This is a genomic window from Pseudomonas sp. FEMGT703P (assembly GCF_002786345.1).
Lineage (GTDB): Bacteria > Pseudomonadota > Gammaproteobacteria > Pseudomonadales > Pseudomonadaceae > Aquipseudomonas > Aquipseudomonas peli.
This window is the reverse complement of sequence record NZ_PGCM01000005.1, coordinates 947,402-965,716: the sequence shown is the minus strand read 5'-3', so window position 1 is coordinate 965,716 and position 18,315 is coordinate 947,402. Positions and strand designations below refer to the sequence as shown.

General features: G+C 58.1%; 17 protein-coding genes. 2 read left to right on the top strand and 15 right to left on the bottom strand.

What is annotated here, in order from left to right; translation table 11 throughout:
- Positions 1-38 precede the first annotated feature (38 nt).
- The 15 genes from rnhB to rpsB all read right to left on the bottom strand — a co-directional run bounded on the left by rnhB (position 39) and on the right by rpsB (position 14,501).
- Complete coding sequence (rnhB, locus tag CUR33_RS08330) at positions 39-635, bottom strand: ribonuclease HII (RefSeq protein ID WP_289239282.1); 597 nt, start codon at positions 633-635, stop codon at positions 39-41.
- Positions 635-1,768, bottom strand: a complete 1,134-nt coding sequence (gene lpxB, locus CUR33_RS08325; protein ID WP_289239281.1) for a lipid-A-disaccharide synthase — start codon at positions 1,766-1,768, stop codon at positions 635-637. The genes rnhB and lpxB overlap by 1 nt, the downstream gene beginning before the upstream one ends.
- Positions 1,769-1,771: 3 nt before the next feature.
- A complete protein-coding gene (gene lpxA / locus CUR33_RS08320) occupies positions 1,772-2,548 on the bottom strand; it encodes an acyl-ACP--UDP-N-acetylglucosamine O-acyltransferase (protein WP_289239280.1) in 777 nt (258 codons plus the stop codon).
- Entirely contained in the window at positions 2,545-2,985 is a 441-nt protein-coding gene (gene fabZ / locus CUR33_RS08315; protein ID WP_160015687.1) for a 3-hydroxyacyl-ACP dehydratase FabZ, read from the bottom strand. Before fabZ ends, lpxA begins: the two co-directional genes overlap by 4 nt.
- Positions 2,986-3,033: 48 nt before the next feature.
- Positions 3,034-4,095, bottom strand: a complete 1,062-nt coding sequence (lpxD, locus tag CUR33_RS08310; protein ID WP_289239523.1) for a UDP-3-O-(3-hydroxymyristoyl)glucosamine N-acyltransferase — start codon at positions 4,093-4,095, stop codon at positions 3,034-3,036.
- Positions 4,095-4,598, bottom strand: a complete 504-nt coding sequence (locus tag CUR33_RS08305) for an OmpH family outer membrane protein (protein WP_090248384.1) — start codon at positions 4,596-4,598, stop codon at positions 4,095-4,097. Before CUR33_RS08305 ends, lpxD begins: the two co-directional genes overlap by 1 nt.
- 43 nt (positions 4,599-4,641) lie before the next feature.
- Positions 4,642-6,990 (bottom strand): outer membrane protein assembly factor BamA, encoded by a 2,349-nt coding sequence (gene bamA / locus CUR33_RS08300; protein ID WP_282875323.1) that lies wholly within the window; start codon positions 6,988-6,990, stop codon positions 4,642-4,644.
- Between the two features lie 89 nt (positions 6,991-7,079).
- Positions 7,080-8,432 carry a sigma E protease regulator RseP gene (gene rseP / locus CUR33_RS08295; RefSeq protein WP_289239279.1) on the bottom strand — a complete coding sequence of 451 codons (1,353 nt, stop codon included), beginning with the start codon at positions 8,430-8,432 and terminating at the stop codon, positions 7,080-7,082.
- Between the two features lie 21 nt (positions 8,433-8,453).
- The gene (ispC, locus tag CUR33_RS08290) at positions 8,454-9,638 is read right to left on the bottom strand and encodes a 1-deoxy-D-xylulose-5-phosphate reductoisomerase (RefSeq protein ID WP_289239278.1); all 1,185 of its coding nucleotides are present in this window, start codon (positions 9,636-9,638) and stop codon (positions 8,454-8,456) included.
- On the bottom strand, positions 9,635-10,450 hold the full coding sequence (locus CUR33_RS08285; protein WP_289239277.1) for a phosphatidate cytidylyltransferase: 816 nt from the start codon (positions 10,448-10,450) through the stop codon (positions 9,635-9,637). The genes ispC and CUR33_RS08285 overlap by 4 nt, the downstream gene beginning before the upstream one ends.
- Entirely contained in the window at positions 10,450-11,205 is a 756-nt protein-coding gene (gene uppS / locus CUR33_RS08280) for a polyprenyl diphosphate synthase (protein ID WP_090248390.1), read from the bottom strand. Before uppS ends, CUR33_RS08285 begins: the two co-directional genes overlap by 1 nt.
- A 16-nt stretch (positions 11,206-11,221) precedes the next feature.
- On the bottom strand, positions 11,222-11,779 hold the full coding sequence (gene frr / locus CUR33_RS08275; protein ID WP_090383231.1) for a ribosome recycling factor: 558 nt from the start codon (positions 11,777-11,779) through the stop codon (positions 11,222-11,224).
- Complete coding sequence (pyrH, locus tag CUR33_RS08270) at positions 11,769-12,518, bottom strand: UMP kinase (protein WP_090248393.1); 750 nt, start codon at positions 12,516-12,518, stop codon at positions 11,769-11,771. Before pyrH ends, frr begins: the two co-directional genes overlap by 11 nt.
- Positions 12,519-12,708: 190 nt before the next feature.
- Positions 12,709-13,575, bottom strand: coding sequence for a translation elongation factor Ts (gene tsf / locus CUR33_RS08265; protein ID WP_160085136.1), 867 nt, complete (start codon positions 13,573-13,575; stop codon positions 12,709-12,711).
- Positions 13,576-13,757: 182 nt separating this feature from the next.
- A complete protein-coding gene (gene rpsB, locus CUR33_RS08260) occupies positions 13,758-14,501 on the bottom strand; it encodes a 30S ribosomal protein S2 (RefSeq protein WP_090248396.1) in 744 nt (247 codons plus the stop codon).
- A gap of 285 nt (positions 14,502-14,786) precedes the next feature.
- Here rpsB and map point away from each other — a divergent pair, with 285 nt between their 5' ends.
- Both map and CUR33_RS08250 read left to right on the top strand, forming a co-directional pair.
- A complete protein-coding gene (gene map / locus CUR33_RS08255; RefSeq protein ID WP_090248397.1) occupies positions 14,787-15,569 on the top strand; it encodes a type I methionyl aminopeptidase in 783 nt (260 codons plus the stop codon).
- 42 nt (positions 15,570-15,611) lie between these two features.
- Positions 15,612-18,314 (top strand): [protein-PII] uridylyltransferase, encoded by a 2,703-nt coding sequence (locus CUR33_RS08250; protein WP_289239276.1) that lies wholly within the window; start codon positions 15,612-15,614, stop codon positions 18,312-18,314.
- Position 18,315: the final 1 nt, after the last annotated feature.

Genomic DNA, 18,315 nt, shown 5'->3' with positions numbered 1-18,315 from the left:
CCGGCACAGGATAACGAGGGAATCTCAGAAGCGTTGCGTCAGTCGTCTAACAACGCACGTACCGGACCAAAGGAGCGCCGGTGAATCGGGGTTGGCCCAAGGCGTCGCAGCGCTTCCAGGTGTACCGGGGTGGGATAGCCTTTGTGGCCGGCGATGCCGTAACCGGGGTACTGCTGATCAAGCGCCTGCATCTCACGATCACGACTGACCTTGGCCAGGATCGACGCTGCTGCAATCGCTGGCACCTGACTATCACCCTTGACCACAGCTGCGCTGGGCACCTGCAGTTTCGGGCAGCGATTACCATCGATCAGTGCCAGCTTGGGCGTGACGCTCAAGCCCTCGACCGCGCGCTGCATGGCCAGCATGGTGGCCTGCAGGATATTCAGCTGATCGATTTCTTCGACCTCAGCGCGGGCGATGCACCAGGCCAGAGCTTTTTCACGAATCTCGTCGAAAAGTTTCTCCCGACGCGCCTCGGTCAGCTTTTTCGAATCGTTCAGGCCGAGAATCGGCCGCGCCGGATCGAGAATCACCGCCGCCGTCACCACCGCGCCGCAGAGCGGGCCACGGCCGACTTCATCGACGCCAGCCACCAACTCCTGCACCAGAGTGAAATCCAGCCCGAGCTGCATCAGCCGCGCCCTGTCAGTTGCAGCACAGCTTGGGCCGCTTGCACCGAGGCGTCACGACGCAGCGCGCGGTGAATCACATCAAAGCCTTCGGTCTGCACCTCGCCGCCATCCAGCAGCGGAGCCAGCAACTGGGCCAATGCTTCAGGCGTCGCAGCGTCCTGAATCATCTCGGGTACCAGCAAACGCTCGGCCAGCAGATTCGGCAGGGAGATATAGGCACTGGTGACCAGGCGTTTGAGGATGCGGTAGGTCAGCGGCGCAACCTTGTAGGCCACCACCATCGGCCGCTTGTACAGCAGGGCCTCAAGGGTCGCCGTACCGGAGGCGATCAGCACCGCATCACAGGCCGCCAGCGCCTCATGGGAGCGGCCATTGAGCAAGGTGAGCGGCAGATCAAGGCCAACCAGCATCTGCTCAAGCTGCGCACGACGCTCCGGGCTTGAGCACGGCAGAACAAACTGGATACCAGGGCGCAAGGTGCGCAACCGCACGGCGGCATCGAGAAACAGGCTGCCCAGGCGCGACACTTCGCCGCCACGGCTGCCCGGCATCAGGGCGACCACCGGCTGATCCTGTGCCAAATTCAGCGCCTCACGGGCAGCAGCACGATCCGCCTGCTGCGGGATGGTATCGGCCAGCGGATGGCCGACAAAGCGCACCGGCACCTGATGATCCTGATAGAACTGCGCCTCAAACGGGAACAGGGTCAGCATCAGGTCGCAGGCCTCGCGAATCTTCAGCACACGCTTCTGCCGCCAGGCCCATACGGACGGGCTGACGTAATGCACGGTCTTGATGCCCGCCTGACGCAACTTGAGCTCAAGGGTCAGATTGAAATCCGGCGCATCGATGCCGATAAATACGTCCGGTTTGGCCTCGATCAGGGTGTTGATCAGGCGCTTGCGCCGTGACAGTAGCTCAGGCAAACGGCCCAGAACCTCGACCAGGCCCATCACCGACAGACGCTCCATCGGGAAATAGGAATTCAGCCCCTGGGCCTGCATCAGCGGGCCACCGACACCGATAAATTCGATCTGTGGGTATTGGGCTTTGAGGGCCTGCATCAGGCCCGCACCGAGAATATCGCCAGACGCCTCGCCAGCGACCAGCGCGACACGCATCAGGTCAGTCATAAATTATCGGGTAATGCCGCGGCTTGAAGCCTGAATGGAATCGCGGAAGATCGCGACTTCTGGAAATTCTGCGGACGACTCGGCCAGCTCGCCCATCGCCTGCTCAACCGTAAGTCCCTGGCGATAGACGATCTTGTAGGCGCGACGCAAGGCGGCAATCGCATCGCTGCTGAAACCACGGCGGCGCATGCCCTCGAAGTTCATGCTGCGCGCTTCGGCCGGGTTGCCAAAAACGGTGACAAACGCCGGAACATCTTTGCCAATCGCAGTGCCCATGCCGGAAAAGCTGTGCGCACCGATACGGCAGAACTGATGAACCAGGGTATAGCCGGAGAGAATCGCCCAGTCATCGACCCACACATGCCCGGCCAGCGCAGTGTTGTTGACTAGGATGCAATGGTTGCCGATCACGCTGTCATGGCCGATGTGGGCATAGGCCATGATCAGGTTGTGGTCACCCAGGGTGGTTTCGCTGCGATCCTGCACGGTGCCGCGGTGGATGGTGACACCCTCGCGGATCACGTTATGGTCGCCAATGACCAGTCGAGTCGCCTCACCCTGGTACTTAAGATCAGGCGTGTCTTCACCCACCGAAGAGAACTGATAGATGCGGTTGTGTTTACCGATCCGCGTCGGCCCCTTGAGAATCACATGGGGGCCGATCACTGTACCCTCGCCAATTTCTACATCGGCCCCAACTATCGACCAAGGGCCGACGACGACGTCGTCAGCCAACTTGGCGCTAGGATCGATGATGGCGCGAGGGTCAATCAAACTCATAGCTTGCGTTCCGCACAGATGATTTCTGCCGAGCAGACTTCCTTGCCGTCGACGCTGGCCTTGCACTCGAACTTCCAGATGCTGCGCTTACTGCTCAGATAGCGGGCTTCAAGGATCAGTTGATCACCCGGCACCACTGGCTGGCGAAAGCGTAGCTTGTCGGAGCCGACAAAGTAATACAGGGTGCCATCAGAGGGCTTCAGGTCCATCATCTTGAAACCGAGAATCCCAGCTGCTTGAGCCATCGCTTCAATGATCAACACGCCCGGCATAATCGGGTGCTCAGGGAAATGCCCGTTGAAAAACGGCTCATTGATGCTGACATTCTTGTAGGCGCGAATTCGCTTGCCTTCAATATCCAGCTCAGCCACGCGGTCCACCAAGAGGAACGGGTAGCGGTGCGGCAAGTATTCGCGAATCTGGTTAATGTCCATCATGTGCAGAGAAGCCTGTAAGAGAAAAAAGAGAAGCCGGCAAACACCGGCTCAGGCATCAGATGAAGTGTCGGCGGTTGGGGTCACGGCCGCCAGCTGCTTTTCCAACTGTTGCAGGCGGCGCGCCATATCATCCAACTGACGAATCCGTGCTGCGCTCTTGCGCCATTCAGCCGCTGGCTGCATGGCGGTACCCGAGGAATAGGACCCCGGCTCAGTGATCGAGCGGGTGACCATGGTCATACCGGTGACAAATACGTTGTCGCACACCTCGATGTGCCCAACCATGCCCACACCACCGGCGATCATGCAGTTCTTGCCAATCTTGGTACTGCCGGAAATCCCCGCACAACCGGCCATGGCCGTGTTGTCGCCGATCTGAACGTTGTGCGCGATCATGATCTGGTTATCCAGCTTGACCCCATTACCAATCAGCGTGTCCGACAGAGCGCCACGGTCAACGGTGGTATTGGCACCTATCTCGACGTCATCACCGATAGTCACCCCACCGATCTGCGCGATCTTTTGCCACACGCCCTTCTCGTTGGCAAAGCCGAAGCCCTCACCGCCGATCACCGCGCCAGATTGAATAACCACACGTTTGCCGATCCGCACGTCGTGATACAGCGTCACGCGTGGAGCCAACCAGCCGCCCTCACCAATCACCGAACGCGCGCCGACAACGCACTGCGCGCCGATGGTTACGCCAACAGCGATCTGCGCGCCACTCTCGATCACTGCATAGGCGCCGACACTGGCAGTCGCATCAATCTGCGCATCCGCAGCCACCACAGCAGTGGGGTGCACGCCAGGCAAAGCCTGAGGCTTGCGGTCAAACAGATGGGAAAGTTCGGCGTAGGCCAGATAGGGATTAGCAACGACCAACGCATTGCCGGCATAGCCTTCGGCATCAGCCGCAGTCAACAGCACCGCGCCAGCCTGGCAGCCCGAGAGAAACTTGCGGTACTGCGCATTGGCGAGAAAACTCAGCTGATCAGCGCCGGCTTCCTGCAAGGTAGCCAAGCCGCTGATCGGCTTGCCTGTGTCGCCACGCAAGGTAGCGCCCAGACGCTCGGCCAACTGGCCAAGGGTATAAACCGTTGCACTCATGATCAGCGCAGCTGATTCATGCGCTCGATAACCTGGCGGGTGATGTCGAACTGAGGTTTGACATCAATCACCGCACCGCGCTCCAGCACCAGGTCGAAGTTACCGGTCTTGATCACTTCTTCCACGGCCTTATCCAGATTCGGCTTGAGCTTTTTCAGCATTTCACGATCAGCCACGGCCTTGGACTCATTCAGTTCCTTGGACTGGAACTGGAAGTCACGAGCTTTTTGCTTGAATTCAAGCTCCAGGCGCTCGCGCTCAGCGGTCTGCATTTTTTCGCCGTCTTTAACCAGACGATCCTGAATGCGCTTGGCGTCGCTTTCCAGGGTTTTCAGCTTGTTCAACTGCGGGCCGAATTTCTTCTCGGCATCCACGGCGTAACGCTTGGCAGCGTCAGATTCGAGCAAGGCCATTTGGTAGTTCAGTACCGCTACTTTCATCTCGGCAAAAGCCGGGGTTGCCAGCAGGGCAACACTTAACAAAACCAGTTGAGTCAACTTACGCACTGTGCAACTCCTGCAAAACTGTTGGTATTCAAAAATCCGACGCTTAGAACGTCTGACCGAGAGAGAACTGGAAAATCTGCGTATCAGCATCATCCGGTTTGATGATTGGCATGGCCAAGCTGAAGCTCAACGGCCCCAGGGCTGTGATCCACGTCAAACCAACACCCACAGAGCTAGCCAAGTTGCCTGGATCAATGCTGCCGCACTCTTCCTGGGACTTGCCACAGTTGGTGTCGAAGACGTTACCCACGTCCCAGAACAGCGCAGTGCGCAGAGAGCGTTGATCTTTCACGAAAGGCATAGGGAACAACAGCTCAGCACCACCTTGAATCAGTACGTTGCCACCAAAGGGCAGTGGGTCTTGGTCAGGATCGAAGGCTGTACCAGGATTGATGCCGCGGCTAGGCGTGCTGCGCGGCCCCAGGCTGCTGTCCTTAAAGCCACGTACCGAGTTAAAACCACCGGCATAGTAGTGTTCATAGAACGGCAGATCAGAGGTAGAACCGTAACTCTCACCATAACCCAGCTGGCTGTGCAGACGCAGGGTATAGGTGTCGGTCAGCGGTTTGAAGACCTGGCCTCGGTAATCCACCTTGAAGAACGACAGATCACTGCCCGGCACCGTGGTTTCAAAGACCAAACTTTGAGAATGGCCACGGTTAGCGAGTACGCCGCGGTTCAGTGTCGACTCAGACCAACCAACCGATGCTTTGAGGTTCAGATAACTGTCCCCCTCTTGCTCGATAAAGTTGAAAATCTCATCAACCGTATACACACCAGTACCGATGCTGTCGTTCTGCACGGTCAGACCATAGGTCAGGCGCGAAGTATCACTGATTGGATAGCCGATACTGGCGCCCACGCCGTAGCTATCCACCGAGTAGCTGGACACATCGGTGTTCAGTTCGTCGTAATCGGTTTCACGGAAGAAGGCGTTGTAGCCCAAGCTAACGCCATCTGGCGTCCAGTAGGGGTCAACAAAACCAAAGTTGTAGTTGCTCTGATACTCGCTGCGAGTCAAACCGACGCTGACCTTGTTACCCGTACCCAGGAAGTTGTTCTGGGTAATCGAGCCACCGAGAATCAGACCGGCGTTCTGGGCAAAACCAACGCTGGCGGTGATGGAGCCAGAAGCCTGCTCTTCCACGCTGTAGTTGACGTCAACCTGGTCATCGGTGCCTGGCACCTGTGGGGTTTCGACGTTAACTTCCTTGAAGTAGCCCAGACGTTCCAGACGGGTCTTGGACTGATCGATCAGGTACGTCGAAGCCCAACCACCTTCCATCTGACGCATTTCGCGGCGCAGCACTTCGTCTTCCGACTTGGTGTTACCACGGAAGTTGATGCGGTTAACGTAAGCACGCTTGCCCGGGTCAACCACAAAGGTAATCGACACAGTGCCGTCATCATGGGCTTCTGGTACGCCGTTAACGTTGGCAAAGGTATAACCTTCATTACCCAGACGGCGGGTGATCAGTTCGGACGTGGTGGTCATCACTTTGCGCGAGAACACCTGACCTTCCTGAACCAGCAGCAGGGCCCGCACATCTTCTTCCGGAACCTTCAGTTCACCGCTGAGTTTGACCTCACGCACGGTGTACTTCTCGCCTTCATCAACGTTGACGGTGACATAGACGTGTTTTTTGTCTGGGGTAATGGATACCTGGGTTGAGCTGATATCCATGTTGATATAGCCGCGATCCAGGTAGTAAGAACGCAGGCGCTCCAAGTCGCCGGAAAGTTTCTCACGGGCGTACTTGTCATCATTCTTGAAGAAGGACAGCCAGTTAGTGGTCTTCAGCTCAAACAGGTCAATCAGATCCTCATCAGCAAAGACCGAGTTACCTACTACGTTGATATGCTGAATCGCAGCAACCGAGCCTTCATTGATATTGATCTTTAGCGCTACGCGGTTGCGCGGCTGCGGAATCACTTCGGCTTCGATTTCGGCGGAATAGCGCCCCTGCGCAACGTATTGACGTTGCAGCTCATTACGCACACCTTCAAGGGTTGCGCGCTGGAAAATCTCACCTTCAGACAGACCGGACTGATTGAGACCTTTGAGCAAGTCTTCGCTGGTGATGGCCTTGTTGCCTTCGATTTCGATACTGGAAATCGACGGACGCTCAACCACGGTCACAACCAGTACGTCGCCATCGCGACCGAGCTGAATGTCTTGGAAAAAGCCGGTTTTGAACAGCTCGCGGGTCGCCTCAACCAGCGAACGGTCATCGGCTTGCGCGCCCACATTAAGTGGCAGGGCACCGAATACGCTACCCGCGGAAACGCGCTGCAGACCGGTGACCCGGATATCGGAGATGGTGAAGGACTCGGCGTGAACTTCGGTGATCATCAGTGCGGCAAGCACCGCAGGTAGCAGCAGACGTTTCATGAAGTCCTTTCTTATTCCAACTGACAATAAAAAATCTGCCGCTTAGTGCGACACGTATTGTTCGTACCGAGAGCGTAATTCAGCAGCGGTTACAGACGACCCAAGTCGTTTACCAGGGCCAGTAGCATCACCCCGATGACCAAACTGATGCCGATCTGCATCCCCCAACCCTGTATCCGTTCCGACAGCGGGCGACCACGCACCCACTCGACCAGATAAAAAAGCAGATGCCCCCCATCCAGCACGGGGATAGGCAACAAATTAAGAACCCCCAGACTAATGCTTAAGTAGGCGAGAAATTTAAGAAAATCACTCAAACCTGACTCAGCAGAAGCGCCCGCCACTTTAGCAATGGTTATCGGCCCGCTCAAGTTTTTTACCGAGAGCTCGCCAAACAGCATTTTCTTCAGTGAATTAAGGGTCAGAACGCTCATTGTCCAGGTGTTTTTGGCACCTTCGGCGATGGCTTCTAATGGGCCATAGCTGACTTCGCGCAACATCTCAGGCGGCCATTCGCCACCCGCAACACCAGCACCCAGGTAACCACTGAGCGCCTCAGCTTCACCGCGAGCGGCCAGAGTCAACGGCACATCCAGCTGCTGACCTTGGCGCTCTACCCGCAAACTAATCTTTTTACCCGGTAAGCCACGCACTTGATCCACCAGCTGCTGCCAATCGGCCAAAGACTGACCGTCGAGCGCAAGCAGGCGATCGCCAACCTGCAAGCCCGCAGCAAATGCCGGACCTTCAGGATCAAGCTGCGCCAGCACCGGCTGCAGAGCCGGACGCCAAGGACGAATACCCAATGAGGAGATGGGATCGGGCTCATCGACACCGCGCAGCCAGTTATCCAGGACGATCTGCCGAGGACTGTCGACCGAGGAGCCCGGCTCGCGTACCGCTAGATCCAGCCGACCACTTTCACCCAGCCGACTAACCAGCTGCAGATTTACCGAAGCCCAGCCGGTGGTGGGCTCGCCATCAACCGCAACAATCTCCTGCCCGACCTGCAAACCAGCGACATCGGCCAGACTGCCCGCTTCGACCGCGCCAATAACCGGGCGCACCTGCTGGCTGCCCAGCATCGCCACAACCCAGAAGAACAGTAGCGCTAGGAGGAAATTCGCTACCGGACCAGCCGCCACGATGGCAATACGCTGCTGGACTGACTTGCGATTGAACGACTGATCAAGCAGCTCCGGCGGCACATCGCCTTCGCGCTCATCGAGCATCTTCACATAACCGCCCAGCGGGATGGCGGCCACGACAAACTCGGTTCCCTGGCGGTCATGCCAACGCAGCAACGGGCTGCCAAAGCCTACGGAAAACCGCAGCACCTTGACGCCACAACGGCGGGCGACCCAGAAGTGCCCATATTCGTGGATGGTTACCAGCACACCCAGTGCAACCAGGGTGCCGACCAACATATAAAGCGCACTCATCAAACTTCTCCGCGTCGGCGATCAGCGCCGACTCAGCCATTGTTCGGCCAGATAGCGGGCCCGACCATCTGCAGCCAGCACCGTATCCAGGCTCTCAACCGCCAGGGCGGGCTCAGTGTGCAAAACGTCTTCGATGATACTCGCGATCTCGGGAAAGCGGATGCGTCGCTCAAGAAAGGCCGCAACCGCCACTTCATTGGCCGCATTGAGCATGGCTGGCGCGGTACCGCCGGCTTGTGCAGCCTCACGCGCCAGGCGCAGACAAGGAAAGCGCTGTTCGTCAGGCGCCTGGAAGTCCAACCGAGCAATCGCGAACAGATCCAGCGGCGCAACACCCGAGTCGATTCGCTCCGGCCAGGCCAGAGCATGACTGATCGGCGTACGCATATCCGGATTGCCCAATTGGGCCAGCACCGAACCGTCGACATAATCGACCAGCGAATGGATCACGCTCTGCGGATGCACCACCACTTCAATTTGCGCCGGAGTGGCATCAAACAACCAACAGGCCTCGATCAGCTCCAGGCCTTTGTTCATCATGCTCGCCGAATCGACCGAGATTTTGCGCCCCATCGACCAATTGGGGTGCGCGCACGCCTGCTCGGGGGTGACCGCATGCAACTGTTCCAGCGGCATTTCGCGAAATGGCCCGCCCGAGGCGGTCAACAGAATACGCCGCACACCGACTTGCTGTAGGCCGCGAGCGTAGTCACCCGGCAGGCACTGGAAAATCGCATTGTGCTCACTGTCGATCGGCAACAGCACAGCACCGCTTTTACGCACAGCCTGCATAAACAGCGCGCCCGACATCACCAGGGCTTCTTTATTGGCCAGCAGCACCTTCTTGCCAGCCTCAACGGCTGCCAAGGTCGGCGGCAAACCGGCAGCGCCGACGATGGCAGCCATCACCGCATCCACTTCAGGATGCGCTGCCACTTCACACAGCCCCTCGGGGCCATGCAGCACGTGAGTAGCTAGACCAGCTGCACGCAGACCTTCTTGCAGGTGGCGGGCATCCAGAGCCTGCGGCACCACAGCAAAGCGTGGACGGTAGATCATGCACAACGCCTCCAGCTCAGTCAGACGACTGAAGCCAGATAGCGCAAAGACTTGATAACGCTCTGGATGGCGGGCGATGACATCAAGGGTGCTCAGACCGATCGAGCCGGTCGCGCCAAGCACGGTAATCTGCTGCGGATGACTCACAGCGCGCCCCAACCCGCCAGCCATAGCAGCGCGGCGAATACAGGAATCGCCGCCGTCAGGCTGTCGATACGATCCAGCACACCGCCGTGGCCAGGCAGCAGATTACTGCTGTCCTTAACTCCGGATTGGCGCTTGAACATGCTTTCGGTCAGATCACCGACCACCGAGATCAACACCACCACGGCGGTGCCGATCAAGCCCAGCAACAGACTGGCAAACGACCAGTCACGGTAAATCGCCACGCCCACACAGATCAGCAGGGTCGCCAGCAGGCCACCGAATACCCCCTCCCAGCTTTTACCGGGACTCACCTGCGGGGCCAGCTTACGTTTGCCGAAGCGCCGACCGGCGAAATAGGCGCCGATATCCGCCCCCCACACCAGCACCATCACCGCCAGAATCAGCCAATTCGCCTCAGGCCACTGCTTGAACAGCACCAGGCCCTGCCAGGCTGGCAGCAGAATCAACAAGCCAATCAGCAATCTCACCGGAGCCTGAGCCCAGTAACGGCTGCTGGCTGGATAACCCAACACCAGAAAGGTTGCGACTACCCACCAGACAACCCCAAGCAACAGCACCCAAGGCGCCAAGGCGGGCAGCAAATACAAACCGAACAACAGCGCGGCCACCAGCGCGGCGTAGGCCACGCGCTGCACCTGCGCAGTAAAGCCTGCCAGACGCGCCCATTCCCAGGCACCCAGACTGACCACCGCGCCGATAAACAGCGCAAACAGCGCGCCATTGAGCAGAAAGAAGCCACCCAGGGCGAATGGCAACAGCACCAGCGCGGTGATAATTCGTTGTTTGAGCATCAGCTACGGGCCTCAGCAGCCACCTGATCGCTGGTTTTCCCAAAGCGACGCTGGCGGCTAGCAAAATCGGCCAAGGCTTTGCGCATGGCGTCGTGTTTGAAATCCGGCCAAAACAGGTCGGAGAAATACAGCTCGGTGTAAGCCAGCTGCCAGAGCAGGAAATTACTGATGCGGTGTTCGCCACCGGTGCGAATGCACAGATCCGGCAGCGGCAAATCGCCAGTTACCAGACAGCTTTGCAGCAACTCGGGGGTGATGTCTTCGGCGCGCAAATGGCCGCCTTGAACTTCACGGGCCAGGCGCTGAGCAGCCTGAGCGATATCCCACTGACCGCCATAGTTGGCCGCCACCTGCAGGACAAAGCGTTTGTCGCCAGCAGTCTGCGCTTCAGCCTCACGCATCGCGGCCTGCAACTCAGGGTGAAAGCGTGAGCGATCACCAATGATGCGCAGGCTGATGTCATTGGCATTGAGTTTCTTCGCCTCGCGGCGCAGCGCACTGAGGAACAGCTCCATCAGCGCACTGACTTCCTCGGCCGGGCGCTGCCAGTTTTCACTGGAGAAGGCGAACAGCGTCAGCACCTCGACGCCCGCCTCGGCGCACACCTCGATCACCGCACGCACCGCATCGACACCGGCTTTATGACCGGCTACGCCGGGCAGCAGACGCTTCTTCGCCCAGCGATTGTTACCGTCCATGATGATCGCCACATGCCGTGGCACGGCGAACGGACTACCGTCTTTGGTCTTTTCCATGACGATATCCTGGCCGTTAAACGGCCATCAGATCCGCTTCTTTCTGCTTCACTGCCACTTCGATTTCCGCGACAAACTTGTCGGTCAGCTTCTGGATTTCGTCGGCTGCACGGCGCTCTTCGTCTTCGCTGATTTCCTTCTCCTTGACCAGGTCTTTCAACTGGCTCAGGGCGTCACGACGAATATTGCGCACCGCCACACGACCATCTTCAGCCGCATCACGCGCCTGCTTGGTGAAGCCCTTACGGGTTTCTTCGGTCAGCGCCGGCATGGAGATCAGCAGCAGCTCACCCAGATTGGTCGGGTTGAAGCCCAGGCCGGAGCTCTGGATCGCCTTATCGACAGCAGACAGCATGTTGCGCTCGAAGGCTACAACCTGCAGGGTACGGGCGTCCTTGACGGTGACGTTAGCTACTTGGTTCAGCGGGGTGTCGGAGCCGTAGTAAGGCACCATCACGCCACCGAGGATGCTTGGGTGGGCCTGACCGGTACGGATTCGGCTGAAGGCATGAACCAGTGATTCCAGGCTCTTTTGCATACGCACTTGGGCGTCTTTCTTGATCTCATTGATCATGTTTATCTTCCTCAATCAGAGTGCCTTCAGCGCCGCCGACTACAACGTTCAGCAGGGCACCAGGCTTGTTCATGTTGAAAACGCGCAGCGGCATATTATGGTCGCGGCACAGGCAGATGGCCGTCAGGTCCATTACGCCCAGCTTGCGGTCGAGCACCTCATCGTAGGTCAGGCGATCGAACTTCTCGGCATGCGGGTCTTTGAATGGATCGGCAGTGTACACACCATCCACCTTGGTCGCCTTGAGCACCACGTCGGCATCAATTTCGATGGCGCGCAGGCAGGCAGCCGAGTCGGTGGTAAAGAATGGATTACCAGTGCCAGCGGCGAAAATCACCACCTCACCGGTCTTCAGATGACGCAGCGCCTTGCGCCGGTCGTAGTGATCAGTCACGCCAACCATGGAAATGGCCGACATGACGATGGCCGGAATATTCGAACGTTCCAGCGCGTCGCGCATGGCCAAGGCGTTCATCACGGTGGCCAGCATGCCCATATGGTCGCCGGTTACCCGATCCATACCTGCCGCGCTGAGCGCCGCGCCACGGAACAGGTTGCCACCACCGATAACCAGACCGACCTGTACACCGATACCGACCAACTGACCGACTTCCAGCGCCATGCGGTCCAGCACCTTGGGATCGATGCCAAAATCTTCCGACCCCATCAGGGCCTCGCCGCTAAGTTTGAGCAGAATGCGCTTGTAGCGCGGTTGACGACCACTCATCTGCTGAGCCATTGCGAGTCTCTCCTGCGGCGTTTGAATTCTGTGCAAACCTTCGGTTCGCTTTTATCGAGCGCTTCGACAGCGCCCTGAGTCATTGGTGCCAAAGCACCAACCACTCCACAGCTTAGCTGTGCCCTCAATTTGACAAAGAGGCCGCGCGCGTTAGCGGGCAGCCTCTTCGGGGCAACAGCAGTTAGCCGTCTTACTGCTTGCTGGCAGCAGCTACTTGCGCAGCAACTTCTTCAGCAAAGTTGTCGACCGGCTTCTCGATGCCTTCGCCAACCTTGAAGTAGGTGAAGGAAACGATTTCAGCACCGGCTTTCTTGGCCAGTGCACCGACCTTGATTTCCGGATCCTTAACGAAGGCTTGCTCAACCAGGCTGGCTTCAGCCAGGAACTTCTGGATACGACCAGCAACCATCTTCTCGACGATTTCGGCCGGCTTGCCCTTGATCTTGTCTTCGTTGAGGCTGACGAACACGGCTTTCTCGCGCTCGATGGCTTCAGCGGAAACTTCCGACGGCAGCAGGAATTCAGGGTTGCTTGCAGCTACGTGCATGGCGATGTCTTTGGCCAGGTCGACGGTGCCGCCCTTGAGCACAACCACAACACCGATCTTGTTACCGTGCAGGTAAGAACCCAGAACGTCACCTTCAATACGCGCCAGACGACGGATATTGACGTTCTCGCCAGTTTTGGCAACCAGGGCCAGACGGGCTTCTTCTTGAGCAGCGATCAGCGGCTCAACTTCGGTCATCTTGTCAGCAAAGGCTTTCTCGACGCTGGCAGCAACGAAGTTCTTGAAATCGTCCTGCAGAGCCAGGAAGTCGGTCTGCGAGTTGACCTCGAGAATGACGGCAGTCTTGCCATCTTCCTTGATGCTGATAGCGCCTTCAGCAGCCACGTTGCCGGCTTTCTTGGCAGCTTTGATCGCGCCGGAAGCACGCATGTCGTCGATGGCTTTTTCGATGTCGCCGCCAGCCTTGGTCAAGGCCTTCTTGCAATCCATCATGCCTTCGCCAGTACGCTCACGCAGTTCTTTAACCAACGCTGCAGTAATTTCTGCCATTTCAAAATCCTCTGGATAGGTTGTTAACCATTCCACCCGCGAAAACGGGCGCTCAATTCGTAACGCATTGCCGACAATGACCAGAAACGATTGCAACTGCACGTCGACGATGGTTTTCAAGGTGGCAAAAAGGGGGCTAAGCCCCCTTTTTGCGAACTAAGCAAACGCTAAGCGCGTTTTACTTAGCCTTCAGCAGTTTCTGCAGCCGGGGCTTGCTCAACGAACTCGTCGGCGCCGCCGTTAGCGTTGGTGCGACCACGGATTACCGAGTCAGCCATTGCACCCATGTACAGCTGGATGGCGCGAATGGCGTCATCGTTACCTGGGATGATGTAGTCAACGCCTTCAGGGCTGCTGTTGGTATCGACGATGCCGATAACTGGGATACCCAGCTTGTTGGCTTCGGTGATAGCAATGCGCTCGTGGTCAACGTCGATCACGAACAGAGCGTCTGGCAGACCGCCCATGTCCTTGATACCACCCAGGCTGCGATCCAGTTTTTCCAGATCACGGGTGCGCATCAGGGCTTCTTTCTTGGTCAGCTTGGCGAAAGTACCGTCCTGAGACTGAACTTCCAGATCACGCAGACGCTTGATCGAGGCGCGGATGGTTTTGTAGTTGGTCAGCATGCCGCCCAACCAGCGATGGTCGACGTACGGCGAACCGCAACGTGCTGCTTCTTCAGCAACGATCTTGCCAGCGGAACGCTTGGTGCCCACGAACAGAATCTTGTTTTTGCCCGAAGCCAGTTTCTCAACGAAGGACAGTGCTTCGTTGAACATTGGCAGGGTTTTTTCAAGGTTGATGATGTGGATCTTGTTGCGCGCGCCGAAAATGTACTTGCCCATTTTCGGGTTCCAGTAACGGGTCTGGTGGCCGAAGTGCACACCGGCCTTCAGCATATCGCGCATGTTGACTTGGGACATGATAGTTCCTTGATAAGTCGGGTTAGGCCTCCACGCATCCCGATCTCCAACCTGGCGAACTTGTCGCAAGGCACCCAGGAAACCGTGTCGATACGTGTGTGGGTTTAAGCTTTCGGGCACACAGCCCGTAAAGCGGCGCGTTTTATATCATAAAAGTCAGGACCAAGCTACTCACAGACAACAAGATATGCAGCCAAGTTAGCCGCAGGTTTAACGTAGCGCTTATGGCTGGCGACTTGTAGCTGTTAAGATGTCGCCCTTTCTGTTCGCGTTCGAGAGCCGCACATGACCGTCACCATCAAAACGCCCGACGAAATCGAGAAAATGCGCGTAGCCGGTCGCTTGGCTGCCGAAGTTCTGGAAATGATTGGCGAACACGTCAAGCCCGGCGTCACCACCGAAGAGCTTGATCGCATCTGCCATGACTATATTGTCAACGTGCAACAGGCCATCCCTGCGCCGCTCAATTACAAAGGTTTCCCTAAGTCGATCTGCACTTCGGTCAACCACGTGGTCTGCCACGGCATCCCAAATGACAAGCCGCTGAAAGAAGGCGACGTGATCAACATTGATATCACCGTGATCAAAGATGGCTACCACGGCGATACCAGCAAGATGTTCATGGTCGGCAAAGTGCCAGAGTGGGCCGAGCGCCTGGCCAAGATCACCCAGGAGTGCATGTATAAAGGTATCGAGCTGGTCAAACCCGGTACGCGCCTGGGCGACATCGGCGAAGTGATTCAGAAGCACGCCGAGAAGAACGGTTTCTCCGTGGTCCGCGAATACTGCGGCCACGGTATCGGCGCCGTGTTCCATGAAGAGCCGCAAGTGCTGCACTACGGCCGCGCCGGCACTGGTATGGAACTGAAGGAAGGCATGACCTTCACCATCGAGCCGATGATCAACCAAGGCCGACCGGAAACCCGCACCCTGGGTGACGGCTGGACCGCGATCACCAAGGACCGCAAGCTCTCCGCCCAGTGGGAGCACACCATTCTGGTGACCGCTGATGGCTACGAGATCTTCACCCTGCGCAGTGATGACACCATCGCCCGTACATCGGCCTGAGCCGCTCGCTGAGTCTGCTTTATAGATAAAAGGAAGGCTGCAATGCCGCAGGTAGATCCCGAGCTGTTCGACCGCGGCCAGTTCCAGGCGGAACTGGCCCTCAAGGCCAGTCCTATTGCGGCGTTCAAAAAGGCCATTCGCCACGCCCGCGAAGTGCTCGACGGGCGTTTCACCAGTGGCCGCGATGTACGCCGCCTGGTCGAGGACCGCGCCTGGTTTGTCGACCAGATACTGCGCGAGGCCTGGGATCGTCTGTCCTGGAGTGAAGACGCCGATATCGCCCTGCTCGCAGTCGGCGGCTACGGTCGCGGCGAACTGCACCCTTTCTCCGATATCGACCTGCTGATCCTGCTCGATAACGCTGACCACGAAACCTTCCGCGAGCCCATCGAGCGCTTCCTTACCCTGCTCTGGGATATCGGCCTGGAAGTCGGGCAAAGCGTGCGCAGTGTGGATGAGTGCGCCGAAGAAGCCCGCGCCGACCTCACGGTGATCACCAACCTGATGGAAAGCCGCACCATCGCCGGCCCTGAGCGCCTGCGTCAGCGCATGCAGGCGGTCACCAACACCGAGCAGATGTGGCCAAGCAAGCAGTTCTTCCTGGCCAAGCACAAAGAGCAGCGCGCCCGTCACGGCAAATACAACGACACCGAATACAACCTGGAACCCAACGTCAAAGGTTCGCCCGGCGGCCTGCGCGATATCCAGACCATTCTTTGGGTCGCACGCCGGCATTTCGGCACGCTGAACCTGCACGCCATGGTCGGCCAGGGCTTTTTGCTGGAAAGCGAATACGCCCTGCTCGCCTCCAGCCAGGAATTCCTCTGGAAGGTGCGCTACGCACTGCACATGCTCGCAGGGCGCGCCGAAGACCGCCTACTGTTTGACCACCAGAGTAAGGTAGCGGCCCTACTGGGTTACGAAGACAGCGACAGCAAGCGCGCCATTGAGCGCTTTATGCAGAAGTACTACCGCGTGGTGATGGCGATCGCCGAATTGAGCGATCTGATCGTCCAGCACTTCGAAGAGCAAATCCTCAACGCCGGCGAAATTGGCCAGGCCACGCCGCTTAACAGTCGTTTCCTGCTGCGTGATGGCTATATCGAGGTCGCGCATCCCAACGTCTTCAAGCGTACGCCGTTTGCCATCATGGAAATCTTCGTGCTGATGGCGCAGCACCCCGACATCAAAGGCGTGTGCGCCAACAGCATTCGCCTGCTGCGCGAGCACCGTCACCTGATCGACGATGATTTCCGCCGTGACATCCGCAACACCAGCCTGTTCGTTGAACTGTTCAAAAGCCCGCAGGGCATTCACCGCAACCTGCGCCGGATGAACCGTTACGGCATCCTCGGCCTGTACCTGCCGGAATTCGGTCATATTGTCGGGCAGATGCAGCACGACCTTTTCCACATCTATACGGTCGATGCGCACACCCTGAACCTGATCAAGCACCTGCGTAAGTTCAAGTGGACCGAGCTGGCGGAAAAATTCCCCCTGGCCAGCAAACTGATCGACAAGCTGCCCAAGCCCGAGCTGATCTATATGGCCGGGCTTTACCACGACATCGGCAAAGGCCGTGGCGGCGACCATTCGGAACTCGGCGCAGTGGATGCCGAAGCCTTCTGTGTACGCCACCAGCTGCCAAACTGGGACTCCAAGCTGATCGTCTGGCTGGTGCAACACCACCTGGTGATGTCCACCACAGCGCAGCGCAAGGATTTATCCGACCCACAGGTGATCTTCGATTTCGCCCGCCTGGTCGGCGACCAAACCCGTCTGGATTACCTCTACGTGCTGACCGTGGCCGACATCAACGCCACCAACCCCAGCCTTTGGAATTCCTGGCGCGCCAGCCTGCTGCGCCAGCTGTATACCGAGACCAAGCGTGCGCTGCGCCGCGGCCTGGAAAACCCACTGGACCGCGAAGAGCAGATACGACTGACGCAGATCGCCGCTCTGGACATACTGGTGCGCGGCGGCACCGACCCGGATGATGCCGAGCAACTCTGGTCGCAACTGGGTGACGACTACTTCCTGCGCCACACGGCATCGGATGTGGCCTGGCACAGCGAAGCGATCCTGCAACACGGCAACAACAGCGAGCCGTTGGTACTGATCAAGGAAACCACCCAGCGCGAGTTTGAAGGTGGCACGCAGATCTTCATCTACGCCCAGGATCAGCACGACTTCTTTGCCGTGACCGTGGCGGCCATGGCCCAGCTCAACCTGAACATCCATGACGCGCGGATTCTCACCTCCACCAGCCAGTTCACCCTCGACACCTACATCGTGCTCGAAGGCGAAGGCGGCTCGATTGGCGAGAACCCAGTGCGGATCAAAGAGATTCGCCAGGGCTTGGTCGACGCATTGAAGAACCCAGACGACTACCCGGCCATTATCCAACGCCGGGTACCGCGCCAGCTCAAGCACTTTGCTTTTGCGCCGCAAGTGACCATTCATAACGATGCGCACCGACCAGTGACCATCCTCGAAGTCACCGCACCGGATAGACCAGGCCTGCTGGCGCGAATCGGGCGGATTTTCCTCGACTTCGACCTGTCGCTGCAGAATGCCAAGATCGCCACTCTGGGCGAGCGAGTGGAAGACGTGTTCTTCGTCACCGATGCGCACAACCAGCCGCTGTCCGACCCCGAGCTGTGCATGCGCCTGCAGGAAACCATGGTTGCGCAACTGTCCGATGCCCCAGGCACACAGGCCGAACCAAGCCGAATCGTTATTTAAA